Source organism: Mycobacterium deserti, from assembly GCF_025345615.1.
Lineage (GTDB): Bacteria > Actinomycetota > Actinomycetes > Mycobacteriales > Mycobacteriaceae > Mycobacterium > Mycobacterium deserti.
Genome location: NZ_JAODWD010000007.1, coordinates 197,254 through 210,972 on the forward strand (window position 1 = coordinate 197,254; position 13,719 = coordinate 210,972).

The following is a 13,719-nucleotide window of genomic DNA, read 5'->3' on the forward strand; positions in this document are numbered from 1 at the left end:
CCGATCGAGGACGCGATGAGTGTCACCATGACCCTGCTGTCGGTGCTCGCCATCGTGGTGCTCACGGCAGGCACGGCAGTATTCGTCGCTGCCGAGTTCTCGTTGACGGCGCTCGAGCGCAGCACGGTCGAGGCCAATGCCCGCAGTGGCAACCGGCGCGACCAGATGGTGAGCCGGGCCCACCGGACGCTGTCTTTTCAGCTGTCGGGCGCTCAGGTGGGCATCTCGATCACCACCCTGGCCACCGGCTACCTCGCCGAACCGGTGGTCGCGCGGCTGATCGACCCCGGCTTGAGCGCAATCGGGGTGCCCGAGCAGTTCGTCAGTGGGCTGGCTTTGGCGCTGGCCATTCTGATCGCGACGTCACTGTCGATGGTGTTCGGCGAGCTGGTGCCCAAGAACCTCGCGGTGGCGCGGCCGGTTCCGACGGCACGCTGGTCGGCGGGTCCCCAGTTGGTGTTCTCGATGCTGTTCACCCCGTTGATCCGGATGACCAACGGCACGGCGAACTGGATTCTGCGCCGGATGGGCATCGAGCCGGCCGAGGAACTGCGCTCGGCGCGCTCCCCGCAGGAACTGGTGTCGTTGGTGCGCACCTCGGCGCGCCGAGGATCGCTGGATCCGGTCACAGCGGTGCTGGTCGACCGCTCTCTGCAGTTCGGTGAGCGCACCGCCGAGGAGTTGATGACACCGCGGTCCAAGATCGAGGCGCTAGAAGCCGACGACACCGTGGCCGACCTGGTGGCCACCGCCATCAGAACGGGCCACTCACGGTTCCCGATCATCCGCGGCGATCTCGACGAAACGATCGGCATCGCGCACGTCAAACAGGTCTTCGAGGTCCCGCACGGGCGGCGGGACACCACCCGGTTGGCAACGCTGGCTCTGCCGGTGGCCAAGGTGCCCTCGACGCTGGACGGCGACGCCGTGATGGAGCAAATCCGGGCCAACGGGCTGCAGACCGCGCTCGTCGTGGACGAGTACGGGGGCACCGCCGGCATGGTCACGGTCGAAGATCTGATCGAGGAGATCGTCGGCGACGTCCGCGACGAACACGACGTGGAACCGCCGGATGTCGTGCAGGCCGGCCGCGGATGGCAGGTCTCGGGGCTGCTGCGTATCGACGAAGTCGCCGACGCGACCGGATTCCGTGCCTCCGAAGGCGACTACGAGACCATCGGCGGGCTGGTGCTGCAGGAACTCGGCCACATTCCGGAGGCCGGTGAGTCCGTGGAGCTGACGGCGTTCGACCCGGACGCTCCCCTCGAGGATCCGGTGCGCTGGCGCGCCACCGTGGTGAACATGGACGGCCGCCGGATCGACCAACTCAAGCTCACCGAGCTGCCCCGGCACTCCAACGGCGAGGGCGAGGCCTGATGGGTGACGTTTTCGGCGTCCTGCTGACCGTGTTCCTGCTCGGGCTCAACGCGTTCTTCGTCGGCTCCGAGTTCGCGTTGATCTCGGCGCGCAGGGACCGGCTCGAAGCGCTCGCCGAACAGGGCAAGCGCAGCGCAGTCACGGTGATCCGCGCGGGCGAGAACCTGTCACTGATGCTGGCGGGCGCTCAGCTGGGTATCACGATCTGCTCGATTCTTCTCGGCCGCGTGGGAGAGCCCGCTGTCGCGCACCTGCTGGAGAAGCCGTTCGGCCTCTTCGGCATCCCCGATGCGGTGCTGCACACGGTGTCGTTCGTCATCGCGCTGTCAGTTGTGGTGACGCTGCACGTGCTTCTCGGCGAGATGGTGCCCAAGAACATCGCGATCGCCGGGCCGGAGTCCACGGCCATGTTGCTGATCCCGGTGTACCTCGTCTACATCCGGCTCGCGCGCCCGTTCATCGCGTTCTACAACTGGTGCGCCAACAGGACGCTGCGGGCATTCCGCGTCGAACCCCGTGACGAACTCGAGGTGACGGTGTCGACCGTCGAATTGTCGGAGATGATCGCCGAGTCCCTGTCCGAAGGCCTGCTCGACCCGGAGGAACACGGTCGCCTCACCCGCGCGCTGCAGATCCGCAACCGCGTCGTCAGCGACGTCGCGGTACCGCTGACCGACATCCGGGCCGTCCCGGTGGCCGGCGAAGGCTTGGGCCCTACCGTCGGCGCCATCGAACAGGCGCTGGCCGAGACGGGCTACTCGCGCTTCCCGATCACCGACGACTCCGGCAAATATGTCGGCTTCGTCCACATCAAGGACGTTCTGGACCTGGTCGACGATCCCGACGCGGTGCTGGACTTCTCGATGGTGCGTCCGCTGCCGCTGGTTCCGGCGTCGTTGCCGCTGCCCGACGCGCTGTCGCGGCTGCGCCGGATCAACAGCCACCTCGCGCTGGTCACCGCGTCCGACGGCCGCGTGTCGGCCGTCGTTGCGCTGGAGGACCTTGTCGAGGATCTCGTGGGCACGGTGCGCGACGGGACCCACCGTGTCTGATGTCGCGCTCCGCGCGACGGTGTCTGACGGCGCACTGCTCAGCACCGGCGACTGGACCATTCGTGAGCAAGAACACCGCCGCCGGGCCGATGCGCTGCTCGACACGTATCGGCCCGCCGACGGTAAGCCGCACCCGGTGTGGGATTTCCTGTTCACCTACTACAGCCTGCGACCGGGGCAGCTTCGTACCTGGCACCCCGGCTACGGGGTCGTGCTCGCCGGCGCGCAGCGCTATCTCGACCGCACCGGCTATGTTCAGGTCGACGGTGGGGTCGCCGTGAGCAGGCAATACCTGAGCACACGCACCGACACGGTGCGGTTCGTGCACGGCCTGCTCCGGGCGACGGCGTCGCGCCCGGCCCGGTTGAACTGCTTCGGCCTGCACGAATGGGCGATGGTCTATCGCGCGCCGACCGTACGTCATGCCCAGGTACCGCTGCGGCTCGGCGCCGCCGGAACGAACGCTGTCGTCGAGTCGATGCCGTTGCGCTGCAGCCACTTCGATGCGTTCCGATTCTTCACCGAACCGGCCACTCGGCGCAACGAGGGCCGCCCGACACGCACCGACCAGGTCGGCTGGGAACAGCCGGGCTGTCTGCACACCAACATGGACCTGTACAAGTTCGCCTACAAACTCGGACCGCTCGTCGAATCTTCCCTGATCTTGGACTGTTTGGAGCTGGCGGCCGACGCGCGTGCACTGGACATGCGGGCCAGCCCGTATGATCTGCGCGTCTACGGATTTGTACCGATCGAGATCGAGACAGCGGCCGGTCGTGCGGAATACGTTCGGGCTCAGCAGGAGATCGCTTCGCGGGCAGCCCCGTTGCGGACGGCGCTCACCGCGCGTTGCGGCGAACTGCTGTCGGCGGCGAAGGCCGTCGTCCGCGGCGAATAGGCCACGTTACCCACGGGTAAGCTGGGTCGACGGCGTTTAGGGAGGAAATGATGAGTGATCGCGTGACGGTGGGCAACCTTCGCGTGGCGCAGGTGTTGTACGACTTCATCAACAACGAAGCGCTGCCCGGCACCGACATCGACCCCGACAGCTTCTGGGCGGGTGTCGACAAGGTGGTCACCGACCTCAGCCCCCAGAACCAGGACCTGCTGGCGCGCCGCGACGAACTGCAGGCGCAGATCGATAAGTACCACCGCCAGCACGTCATCGAGCCGCTCGACCCCGAGGGCTACAGGAACTTCCTCACCGAGATCGGGTACCTGCAGCCCGAGCCGGACGACTTCACCATCACCACCTCCGGAGTCGACGACGAGATCACCAAAACCGCGGGCCCCCAGTTGGTGGTGCCGATCCTGAACGCGCGGTTCGCCCTCAACGCCGCCAACGCGCGCTGGGGTTCGCTCTACGACGCGCTGTACGGCACCGATGTGATCTCCGAGGAGGATGGCGCGGAGAAGGGCACCAGTTACAACAAGGTGCGCGGTGACAAGGTCATCGCCTATGCCCGGCGGTTCCTCGACGGCGCGACCCCGCTGGCTTCGGGTTCGTGGAGTGAGGCGACCGGCCTCAAGATCGACGACGGTCAGTTGTCAATCGACCTGAGCGACGGCCAGTCGAGTGGGCTGGCCACACCCGAGCAGTTCGTCGGCTACACCGGCGAACTCGGCTCCCCCGACTGGTCGGTGCTGCTGGTCAACAACGGCCTGCACATCGAGATCTTGGTCGACCCGCAATCCCCGGTCGGATCCACCGATGCCGCGGGCATCAAGGATGTCGTGCTGGAGTCGGCGGTCACCACGATCATGGACTTCGAGGATTCGGTGGCTGCCGTCGATGCCGACGACAAGGTCCTCGGGTACCGCAACTGGCTTGGACTGAACCGCGGCGACCTGACCGAAGAGGTGAGCAAGGGCGGCGAGACGTTTACCCGCAAGCTCAACGAGGACCGCACCTACACCACGCCGGACGGTGGCGAGTTGACGCTGCCGGGCCGCAGCCTGATGTTCGTGCGCAACGTCGGCCACCTGATGACCAACGACGCGATCGTCAGAACCGAGCCCAACGGCGAAGAGACGGAGGTGTTCGAGGGCATTCAGGACGCCTTGTTCACCGGCCTCATCGCGGCGCACGGCCTGAAGGCAGGCGACGGTAACGGCCCGCTGGTCAACAGCCGGACCGGTTCGGTCTACATCGTCAAGCCGAAGATGCACGGCCCCGACGAGGTCGCTTACACCGTCGAATTGTTCAGCCGCGTCGAGGACGTGCTCGGCCTGCCGCAGAACACGCTCAAGGTCGGCATCATGGACGAGGAGCGGCGCACCACCCTCAACCTCAAGGCCTGCATCAAAGCGGCCGCCGACCGCGTGGTGTTCATCAACACCGGCTTCCTCGACCGCACCGGCGACGAGATCCACACCTCGATGGAGGCCGGGCCGATGATCCGCAAGGGTGCGATGAAGAGCACCGAGTGGATCAAGGCCTACGAGGACCAGAACGTCGACATCGGGCTGGCCACCGGATTCTCCGGTCGCGCGCAGATCGGCAAGGGCATGTGGGCCATGACCGACCTGATGGCCGACATGGTCGAGCAGAAGGTCGGCCAGCCCAAGGCCGGCGCCACCACCGCGTGGGTGCCGTCGCCGACCGCGGCCACTTTGCACGCCATGCATTACCACGAGGTCGACGTGTACGCCGTGCACTCAGAGCTCGAAGGCAAGCGGCGCACCGAGATCGACCAGCTGCTCACCGTCCCGCTGGCCAAGGAATTGGCATGGGCGTCGGAGGAGATCCGCGAGGAGGTCGACAACAATTGCCAGTCGATCCTCGGCTACGTGGTGCGTTGGATCGACGCGGGTGTCGGCTGCTCGAAGGTGCCCGACATCCACGATGTCGCGTTGATGGAAGACCGTGCGACGCTGCGTATCTCGAGTCAGCTGCTGGCCAACTGGCTGCGCCACGGTGTCATCACCGCCGACGACGTCAAAGCAAGCCTGCGCCGGATGGCCGCCGTCGTCGACAAGCAGAACGAAAAGGATCCCGAGTTCCGGCCGATGGCTACCGACCCCGACAACAGCATCGCGTTCCTGGCGGCGCAGGACCTGATTCTGTCGGGTACGCAGCAACCGAACGGCTACACCGAACCGATCCTCCACCGCCGCCGCCGCGAGTACAAGGCAACGCACAACGGTGGATGAAAGATGACCCGGCGAGGCAGCAAGCACGAGGGCGAGCGTGGGCAGGCATAGCAGACCTGACGACGACGAACCGATCGGCGACGAGCTTTCTGAGGATCCGCCGACCCAGCGCTTCGGCCTCCCCGACGAGTCCGACTACGGACCCGGCTTCGGCGAGTCGGGCCACCCCGAACCGGGCGTCGCGGGCCAGGATTACGCCGGGTACTCAGAATCGGACTACGGTCGGCCCGGCCACCAGGACTCCGATCGCGACGCTCCGGGCGACCTCACTGCGGACTACCGCGACACCGACTACGACGACGAGCCGCAGACAACTCGAACCGGTTACACCGCATCCGATTACGACGCTTACGACGATTACAGCGAGAACGAGCCGGCGTCGTCGGCAGGGTCGACTCCCCCACCGCGTGCTCCGCGTTCGGCGGGCGCTCACAGCGGCGAATGGGAAGGTGGCGAATGGACCGGTAGCCACCGTGCGGTGACCGCAGGCAGGCGCGGAGTCAGCCTCGGGGTGATCGGCGCCCTCGTCGGCGTCGTCGTGATCGTCGGTGCGTTCATCCTGTGGCGGTTTTTCGGTGATGCGCTGTCCAACCGCAGCGACGCCGCGGCGGCCCGATGCGTCGACGGCGACCTGTCCGTCGCGGTCATCGCCGACCCGTCGATCGCCACGCCGATACAGACCCTGGCCAAGACTTACAACGACGCCGCGGCCCCGGTCGGAGACCGGTGCGTCAAGGTCGAGGTCAAACCGGCCGACTCCGATCAGGTGGTCAACGGCTTCGTCGGTAACTGGCCGGCCGAACTCGGCGCGCGCCCCGCGTTGTGGATCCCGGCGAGTTCGGTCTCGGCGGCTCGCCTGGAGGCCACCGCGGGCGCACAGACCGTCAGCGACAGCAGGTCACTGGTGACATCGCCCGTCGTGCTCGCCATCCGCCCGCAACTGAAAAGGGCTCTCACCCAGCAGAACTGGCGCACGTTGCCCGACCTGCAGACCAATCCGCGCGCCCTGGACGGGATGAATCTGCCCGGGTGGGGCTCGCTGCGACTCGCCTTGCCACTCAGCGGCGACAGCGATGCGTCGTACCTGGCGGCCGAGGCGGTCGCCGCGGCGTCGGCGCCTTCGGGAGCGCCACCCAGCGCCGGGACCGCAGCGGTGAACACGCTGATGTCAGGCCAACCCAAACTGGCCGACAAGAAGGCGTCGACGGCGATGGACGCACTGCTGAACGCCCGAGACCCCGCTGCCGCTCCGGTGCACGCCGTCGTCACCACCGAACAGATGCTGTTCCAGCGGGCCGCTTCGCTTCCGAACGCGAAAAGCGCTGTGGCGTCGTGGCTGCCGCCAGGGCCGACCGCGATAGCCGATTACCCGACGGTGCTGCTGTCGGGCAACGAGTTGTCGCAGGAACAGCAGACTGCGGCCAGCGAGTTCGCGCGCTTCATGCGTAAGCCCGAGCAACTCGCCGAGCTCGCCAAGGCCGGGTTCCGCACCGAGGGTGGCACGCCGCCGCAGAGCGACGTCATCGATTTCGCTCCGGTGGCCGAGCCGTTGGCGGTGGGCGACAACGCAGCGCGCGCCACGCTGGCCAACACATTGACCGCACCGGTGGGCAGCCCCGCCGTGACGATCATGCTCGACCAGTCGATGCCCGCCGATGAGGGCGGCAGATCCCGGCTGGAGAACGTGGTGGCCGCGATCAACGCCAGATTGCAGGCGCTGCCGCAGAGTTCGGCGGTGGGCCTGTGGACCTTCGACGGCACCGAAGGCCGGTCAGAGGTGAGCACCGGGCCGTTGGCCGACCCGCTCGACGGCCAACCACGCTCGGCGGCGCTGACGGCAGCACTCGACGCACAGTCGGCGTCGGGCGGCGGCGCCGTTTCGTTCACCACGCTTCGGCTGATCTACACCGAGGCGCTTGCGAACTACCGTCAGGGACAGGGCAACTCCGTGCTGGTGATCACCACCGGCCCCCACACCGACCAGTCATTGAACGGCGAGGGCCTGCAGCAGTACATCCGCGGGGCCTTCGATCGGGCGCGTCCGGTCGCGGTGAACGTGATCGACTTCGGCTCCGACGCCGACAGCGGAACCTGGGAGGCCGTCGCGGAGGCCACCGGCGGCAACTACCAGAACCTCGCGAGTTCCAGTTCGCCGGATCTGAGCGCGGCGATCGCGAAATTCCTGGCCTAGCCCGGCATGGCGCGCACCGCCGCGCTCAGGCGAATGCCTCCACCGGCGGGCAGGAGCACACCAGGTTCCGGTCGCCGTACGCGCCGTCGATGCGGCGCACCGGCGGCCAGACCTTGGGTCGGTAGTTCTTGCCCAGCGGATAGGCAGCCTCTTCGCGGGAGTACGCATGATCCCAGTCGGACACCAGCAGGCATTCCGCGGTGTGCGGTGCACCCCGCAGCGGATTGTCCTCGGCGGGCCACACGCCTGCGCCGACCTTGTCGATTTCGGCACGGATCGCGATCATCGCTTCACAGAACGCATCGACCTCGGCCAGGCTCTCACTCTCGGTCGGTTCGACCATCAGCGTGCCGGCCACCGGGAAGCTCATCGTGGGGGCGTGGAACCCGTAATCCGCCAGGCGTTTTGCCACATCGTCGACGGTGACGCCGGTCTGCTTGGTGATGGTGCGCAGATCGAGGATGCATTCGTGGGCGACCATGCCGTTCTCACCGGTGTAAAGCACCGGGTAGTACTCGTCGAGGCGGCGGGCGACGTAGTTGGCCGACGCGATCGCGGTCAGCGACGCCGCCCGCAGGCCGCCCGCGCCCATCATCCGGATATAGGCCCAGGTGATCGGCAGTATCGAGGCGGATCCGTACGGCGCCGCCGACACCGTAAGCTCAGCGCCGAGTTCTTCGGCCAGCGGATGGCCCGGTAGATACGGCGCAAGGTGCGCGCGCACCGCCACCGGGCCGACTCCGGGGCCGCCGCCACCGTGCGGGATGCAGAACGTCTTGTGCAGGTTGAGGTGGCTGACGTCACCGCCGAACCGTCCCGGCCGGGCCAGACCGACGAGCGCGTTCAAGTTCGCCCCGTCGACGTACACCTGGCCGCCCACGTCGTGCACCGCGGCACAGATCTCCTCCACGTCATGCTCGTAAACCCCATGAGTCGACGGGTAGGTAATCATCAGAGCCGCAACGTTTTCCGCGTGCTCGGCAACTTTAGCGCGTAGGTCGTCGAGGTCGACGTCGCCATTCTCCCTGCATGCCACCACCACCACGCGCATGCCCGCCAGCGCCGCCGACGCGGCGTTGGTCCCGTGGGCGCTCGACGGGATCAGGCAGATGTTGCGCTGCGCCTCGCCGCGACTGAGGTGGTAGGCCTGGATCGCCAGCAGGCCGGCATACTCTCCCTGCGAGCCGGCGTTGGGCTGAAGAGACACCGCGTCGTAGCCGGTGATGGCGGTCAGCCACGTTTCCAGATCGGCGATCAGCTTGCGCATGCCCGGAGTGTCGGATGCGGGTGCGAACGGATGCTGTCGGGCGAATTCCGGCCAACTGATCGGCTCCATCTCGGCGGCCGCGTTGAGTTTCATGGTGCACGAGCCGAGCGGGATCATGCTGCGGTCCAGAGCAATATCCTTGTCGGCGAGGGAGCGCAGGTAGCGCATCATCTCAGTTTCCGTGCGGTATTGCGTGAATGCCGGGTGGGTGAGGAACTCCGAGGTCCGCGTCGCGATGACCGACGGCGTCGGTTCGGCGGCCGTGACGCCGAACGCCTCGAGAACGGCGGCCACATGGGTCTCGGTGGTGGCTTCGTCACACGCGACCGAGACGTGGTCGTCGTCGACGCGCCACAGGTTGATGCCCTTGGCCTTCGCCGCCGCGATCACGTCGTCGGCGCGGCCCGGTGTCCTGGCGAGCACGGTGTCGAAGTACTTGTCGTGCACCACCGCATCGCCGAGCGCAGAAGCGATTGCCTCCGCGCGAGCGTGGACGCGCCGCGCGATGCCGGTCAAACCGTCGGCGCCGTGGTAGCTGGCGTACATCGCGGCGATGACCGCCAGGAGCACCTGCGCGGTGCAGATGTTGCTGGTCGCCTTGTCGCGACGGATGTGCTGCTCGCGGGTCTGCAGCGCCAGCCGGTAAGCCGGTGCGCCGTCGGCGTCCAGCGACACCCCCACCAGCCGGCCCGGCAGCTGCCGCGCGTGCTTGGCGTGCACCGCGAGATAGCCCGCGTGCGGTCCGCCGAACCCCATTGGCACACCGAACCTTTGGGTGCTACCGAATGCGATGTCGGCGCCGATCTCGCCGGGTGGTGTGATCAGCGTCATGGCCAACAGGTCGGCGCCGATCGCGATCAGCGCACCGCGCTCGTGGGCTTGGGTCACCAGGTCGGTCCAGTCGACGACCGCCCCGCTGGCGCCGGGCAACTGCGCGATCACCCCGAAGAAGTCGCCCTCGGGCAGTCCTTGCCGCAGGTCGGCGGTGACGATCTCGATGCCGAGCGGCTCGGCGCGGGTGCCCAGCACGGCGGCGGTCTGCCGGTACACGTCGGAGTCGACGACCAACCGGTTCGACGGCCCGCGCACCGCGCGGTGCATCAACGTCATCGCCTCCGCGGCGGCGGTCCCCTCATCGAGCATCGAGGCGTTGGCGACCTCGAGGCCGGTCAGGTCGCCGACCATGGTCTGGAAGTTCAGCAGGGCTTCCAGGCGCCCCTGGCTGATCTCCGGCTGGTACGGCGTGTAAGCCGTGTACCAGGCGGGGTTCTCGAGGATGTTGCGGCGCAACACCGGCGGGGTCAACGTGTCGAAGTAGCCCTGGCCGATCATCGACACCGCGACGGTGTTGGCGTCGGCCAACGCACGCAACTCCGCCAGAGCCTCCTCTTCAGTTGCCGCTGCAGGAAGCCGGTCCAGCCCCGGCGCCACCCCGTCGGCCGACAGCGCGTCGAGAATGCCCGTGGGCAGCGCCTTCTCGGCGAGTTCGTCGAGCGAGCCCACACCGATGGTCTCGAGCATGGTCGCGACGGCGTCGGCGTCCGGGCCGATGTGGCGGTCGGCGAAGTTGGGCTGCTGATGGTCGAACACTGCGAACACTCCAGACGCATAGAGGAACCGCGGGTTCCTCTCCCTCTGTCGTCAACCCGTCGCGGGCGCCTGAGAGATTCGGCATGTGCCTTTCCCCATGGGCGGGTGAGTTTCGTGCTCACCACTTTCCAGAGGCATCGGGGCCGAGTGCGGTCCTTGTGCCTGAGAGGTTGACGGAGAGGTGTTGCTCCTTCGGCGTCCGTGACTGGCCGCCACGAAACTCTCCCGCACGCGGGCGATGCGCCATCGAGTCTACCGGCGTGGCGAATCCGCAGCACAATCGCCGCGGCCCAAAGGCGTCAGCCGATCTTGCGGTCGCGGTGCTTGCGACGGGAGGCCAGCTCGTCCTCGGGTGCGGCGATCGATTCGCCGCCGTCGGCCCGCTCACCGGGGAAGTCGGCGATCGCGCCGGTCAGCTCCCGCATGGCCCCCGAAACGGCGATTCCGAACACACCCTGTCCACCCTGCAGCAGGTCCACCACTTCCTCGGCGGACGTGCACTCGTAAACCGTGGTGCCGTCGGAGAACAACGTGATGTTGGCCAGGTCGCGAACCCCGCGTTGGCGCAGATGATCGACGGCGACCCGGATGTTGTGCAAAGAGATGCCCGTATCGAGCAGTCGCTTCACGATCTTGAGGACCAGGATGTCTTTGAACGAGTACAGCCGTTGACTGCCGGACCCGGCGGCGCCGCGGATCGACGGCACGACAAGAGAGGTACGCGCCCAGTAATCGAGTTGCCGGTAGGTGATGCCCGCGATCTGGCAGGCACTGGGACCGCGGTAGCCGACGAGTTCGTCAGGAACCGAGTTGTCGGGGAACAGACCCGCCTGCACAGGTTCGCTGGACGCTGTCACATCCGATTGCGCGGGGCCGTCGGCAGAGGACAAATCCAGCTCCTCTTGACGTGGCGTGTCTCCCACTTTCGAATCCTCTCGCCGATCGAACCTGCGTCTGTGACCTGCGTGGGCGCACATTTGCCAAGCCCGAGTGTGTCGAGCATACGCTTTCCGCCTAGCCCGCGACTGCCCATCAACCGGTCCGGCCCCCAAAGTATGGCTGCCCGAAACGGAGTTGACAGAAACCCGCGCCGCGTGTCGGAGACGACGAGACTTATCCGTGACAAAGCCGAGCCGTGACAAAACCCGTCTCAGGTCGCCTTGAAATCGTCCGGCGACACGCTGTCGAGGAATTCCTTGAACTTTTCGACCTCGTCCTCGCGCACCGCACCGGACGCTTCGTCGTCGTTCTCGTCGGGGATCAGCAGCCCAGCCTCGGCCAGAACCGCTTCTTCCACGTAGATCGGCACCCCGACCCGCAGAGCGATCGCCACCGAATCCGACGGCCGCGCCGACACCTTGATGTCGCGGTCGAAGATCAGGTCCGCGTAGAACGTCCCCTCCTGCAGGTCGACGATCCGCACCTCTTTGAGCGAATGCCCCAGCGCCGCAATGAGATCTCTGATCAGGTCGTGCGTCAGCGGCCGCGCCGGCTCGACACCCTGCTGCTCGAGCACAATCGCCTGAGCTTCGGGCTGGCCGATCCAGATCGGCAGGTAGCGGTCACCGTTGGCTTCCCGGAGCAGCAGCACCGGCTGGTTCTGGGGCTGCTCCACGCGAATGCCGACCACACGAACCTCACCCATCTGTGTCTGCCCTCCGCACCAAGAAGCCGTTAATAGCGAGTCTAATCCTCAGCGATCCAGAACGTCGCGCACCGCAGACTTGATCAACGACGTATGCAGGGTGATCGCGAGCGCAGCAACCTCGCGCGCCAGATCGTCGGCTCGGTCCCGTGCGCCCGCTTTGGGCGCCTTGACCACCGGGGCCGCGATCTGAGCGATCAGATCCGACTGCCGGTCAGCGGCCGAGCGGAACGCCCGCAGGTGGCGTGGCTCCACGCCGTAGTCGGCCAGCGCGCGGGCGCACTGGGCGATCACCACGGAGTGCTCGTCGAAGAAGCCGGCCGGACCGGTGGTGATCACTCCCGCCTTCACCAGGGCGGAGAGCAGGTCGTCGTCGACCCCGGACCGGGCGAGCAGGTCCTCGCGCGAAAGCCGCACCTGAGTCGGCGCCACCGCCGCGATCCCGGTGGCAGTGTCATCCCGCGTGACGACTGAGCCGTAGTCGGCCACCGAGACCAAACGCGGTACGCCGTAACCGGATCCGGTCTGCGGCAGCTCGCCGTCCGGCTGGGCGTCGAGTTGGGACTTGATGACCTTCAACGGCAGATACTGATCGCGCTGAGCGGTCAGGATGAACCGCAGGCGCGCGCAGTCGTAGGCGGTGAACCGTCGATAGCCCGACGCGGTGCGCTCCGGTGTGACCAGCCCTTCGGCTTCTAAGAACCGGATCTTGGAGATGGTCACGTCCGGGAAGTCCGGTCGCAGCAGATCGAGGACCGCTCCGATCGACATCCCAGGAAGCGCGGGAGTGTCGGGCTGCATCATCAGCTCTTCGCGCGAGCGCTCATCGCCGTCACTAGCTGCCTGGACCGCTGTCGTCGCCCTTGGGGCCGGTCAGAAACACCAGCCGGAACTTGCCGATCTGCACCTCGTCGCCGTTGGCCAGCACGGCCGAGTCCACCGGCTCGCGGTTGACGTAGGTGCCGTTGAGGCTGCCCACGTCGACGACCTGGAACTCGCCGCTCTCGAGCCGGAACTCGGCGTGCCGCCGGCTCACCGTGACGTCGTCGAGGAAGATGTCGCTGTCAGGGTGGCGACCAGCCGACGTGGTGGGCTGATCGAGCAGGAATCGCGAGCCGGCGTTCGGGCCCCGCTTGACGACCAGCAATGCCGATCCGACCGGCAGACCCTCGACCCCGGACACCGCACCTTCAGCGCCCGCCGCCGCCGGAGCATCCAGTTCGTTGAGGAAGTCGGCGCGGAAAACCGATGTCGTTTCCACGGTGACTTCGTCAGACGTCTGGTCAGCACCAGAATTCTGGTCTCTTTCCGTCACCCGCTGCTCCTCACTGGCTGCCGTGGCGATACCCGGCCGGGCATCCGGCCATGATTTCGTCTGGTGTCGACCGTACCGCGCACTGGAGGCCGTTGTGTCCACCACCGCCGGATCCGCCGTAGTTGGCTT

The 13,719-nt window shown here is 67.0% G+C and carries 10 protein-coding genes and 1 riboswitch; of the genes, 5 read left to right on the plus strand and 5 right to left on the minus strand.

The genetic code is table 11. From position 1 onward, the window contains the following. Positions 1-15: 15 nt before the first annotated feature. Genes N4S67_RS26590 through N4S67_RS26610 form a run of 5 tightly spaced genes read left to right on the plus strand, consistent with a single transcriptional unit; the run spans position 16 to position 7,773 of the window. Positions 16-1,377, plus strand: coding sequence for a hemolysin family protein (locus N4S67_RS26590; protein WP_260996042.1), 1,362 nt, complete (start codon positions 16-18; stop codon positions 1,375-1,377). Beyond that, entirely contained in the window at positions 1,377-2,429 is a 1,053-nt protein-coding gene (locus N4S67_RS26595) for a hemolysin family protein (RefSeq protein ID WP_260996043.1), read from the plus strand. The genes N4S67_RS26590 and N4S67_RS26595 overlap by 1 nt, the downstream gene beginning before the upstream one ends. Beyond that, entirely contained in the window at positions 2,422-3,327 is a 906-nt protein-coding gene (locus N4S67_RS26600) for a 3-methyladenine DNA glycosylase (RefSeq protein WP_390893534.1), read from the plus strand. The genes N4S67_RS26595 and N4S67_RS26600 overlap by 8 nt, the downstream gene beginning before the upstream one ends. A 50-nt stretch (positions 3,328-3,377) precedes the next feature. Continuing rightward, entirely contained in the window at positions 3,378-5,582 is a 2,205-nt protein-coding gene (locus tag N4S67_RS26605) for a malate synthase G (protein ID WP_260996044.1), read from the plus strand. Between the two features lie 37 nt (positions 5,583-5,619). Beyond that, positions 5,620-7,773, plus strand: a complete 2,154-nt coding sequence (locus tag N4S67_RS26610) for a substrate-binding domain-containing protein (RefSeq protein WP_260996045.1) — start codon at positions 5,620-5,622, stop codon at positions 7,771-7,773. 25 nt (positions 7,774-7,798) lie between these two features. Here the strand turns inward: N4S67_RS26610 and gcvP are convergent, their stop codons facing one another. The 5 genes from gcvP to garA all read right to left on the minus strand — a co-directional run bounded on the left by gcvP (position 7,799) and on the right by garA (position 13,590). Next, a complete protein-coding gene (gcvP, locus tag N4S67_RS26615; protein WP_260996186.1) occupies positions 7,799-10,630 on the minus strand; it encodes an aminomethyl-transferring glycine dehydrogenase in 2,832 nt (943 codons plus the stop codon). Positions 10,631-10,770: 140 nt separating this feature from the next. Next, positions 10,771-10,868: riboswitch (glycine riboswitch) on the minus strand. Between the two features lie 61 nt (positions 10,869-10,929). After that, positions 10,930-11,553, minus strand: coding sequence for a MerR family transcriptional regulator (locus N4S67_RS26620; RefSeq protein WP_260996046.1), 624 nt, complete (start codon positions 11,551-11,553; stop codon positions 10,930-10,932). 227 nt (positions 11,554-11,780) lie between these two features. Further along, on the minus strand, positions 11,781-12,275 hold the full coding sequence (locus N4S67_RS26625; RefSeq protein WP_260996047.1) for a bifunctional nuclease family protein: 495 nt from the start codon (positions 12,273-12,275) through the stop codon (positions 11,781-11,783). A 48-nt stretch (positions 12,276-12,323) separates the two neighbouring features. Beyond that, on the minus strand, positions 12,324-13,079 hold the full coding sequence (gene ftsR, locus N4S67_RS26630) for a transcriptional regulator FtsR (protein ID WP_260996048.1): 756 nt from the start codon (positions 13,077-13,079) through the stop codon (positions 12,324-12,326). Between the two features lie 31 nt (positions 13,080-13,110). After that, positions 13,111-13,590 carry a glycogen accumulation regulator GarA gene (garA, locus tag N4S67_RS26635; protein WP_260996049.1) on the minus strand — a complete coding sequence of 160 codons (480 nt, stop codon included), beginning with the start codon at positions 13,588-13,590 and terminating at the stop codon, positions 13,111-13,113. Positions 13,591-13,719: the final 129 nt, after the last annotated feature.

What these genes read in the sequence shown, in the direction of transcription:
- N4S67_RS26590 (WP_260996042.1), top strand. Translation starts at nt 16, where the DNA reads ATGAGTGTCACCATGACCCTGCTGTCGGTGCTCGCCATCGTGGTGCTC.
- N4S67_RS26595 (WP_260996043.1), top strand. Translation starts at nt 1,377, where the DNA reads ATGGGTGACGTTTTCGGCGTCCTGCTGACCGTGTTCCTGCTCGGGCTC.
- N4S67_RS26605 (WP_260996044.1), top strand. Translation starts at nt 3,378, where the DNA reads ATGAGTGATCGCGTGACGGTGGGCAACCTTCGCGTGGCGCAGGTGTTG.
- N4S67_RS26625 (WP_260996047.1), bottom strand. Translation starts at nt 12,275, where the DNA reads ATGGGTGAGGTTCGTGTGGTCGGCATTCGCGTGGAGCAGCCCCAGAAC.
- ftsR (WP_260996048.1), bottom strand. Translation starts at nt 13,079, where the DNA reads ATGATGCAGCCCGACACTCCCGCGCTTCCTGGGATGTCGATCGGAGCG.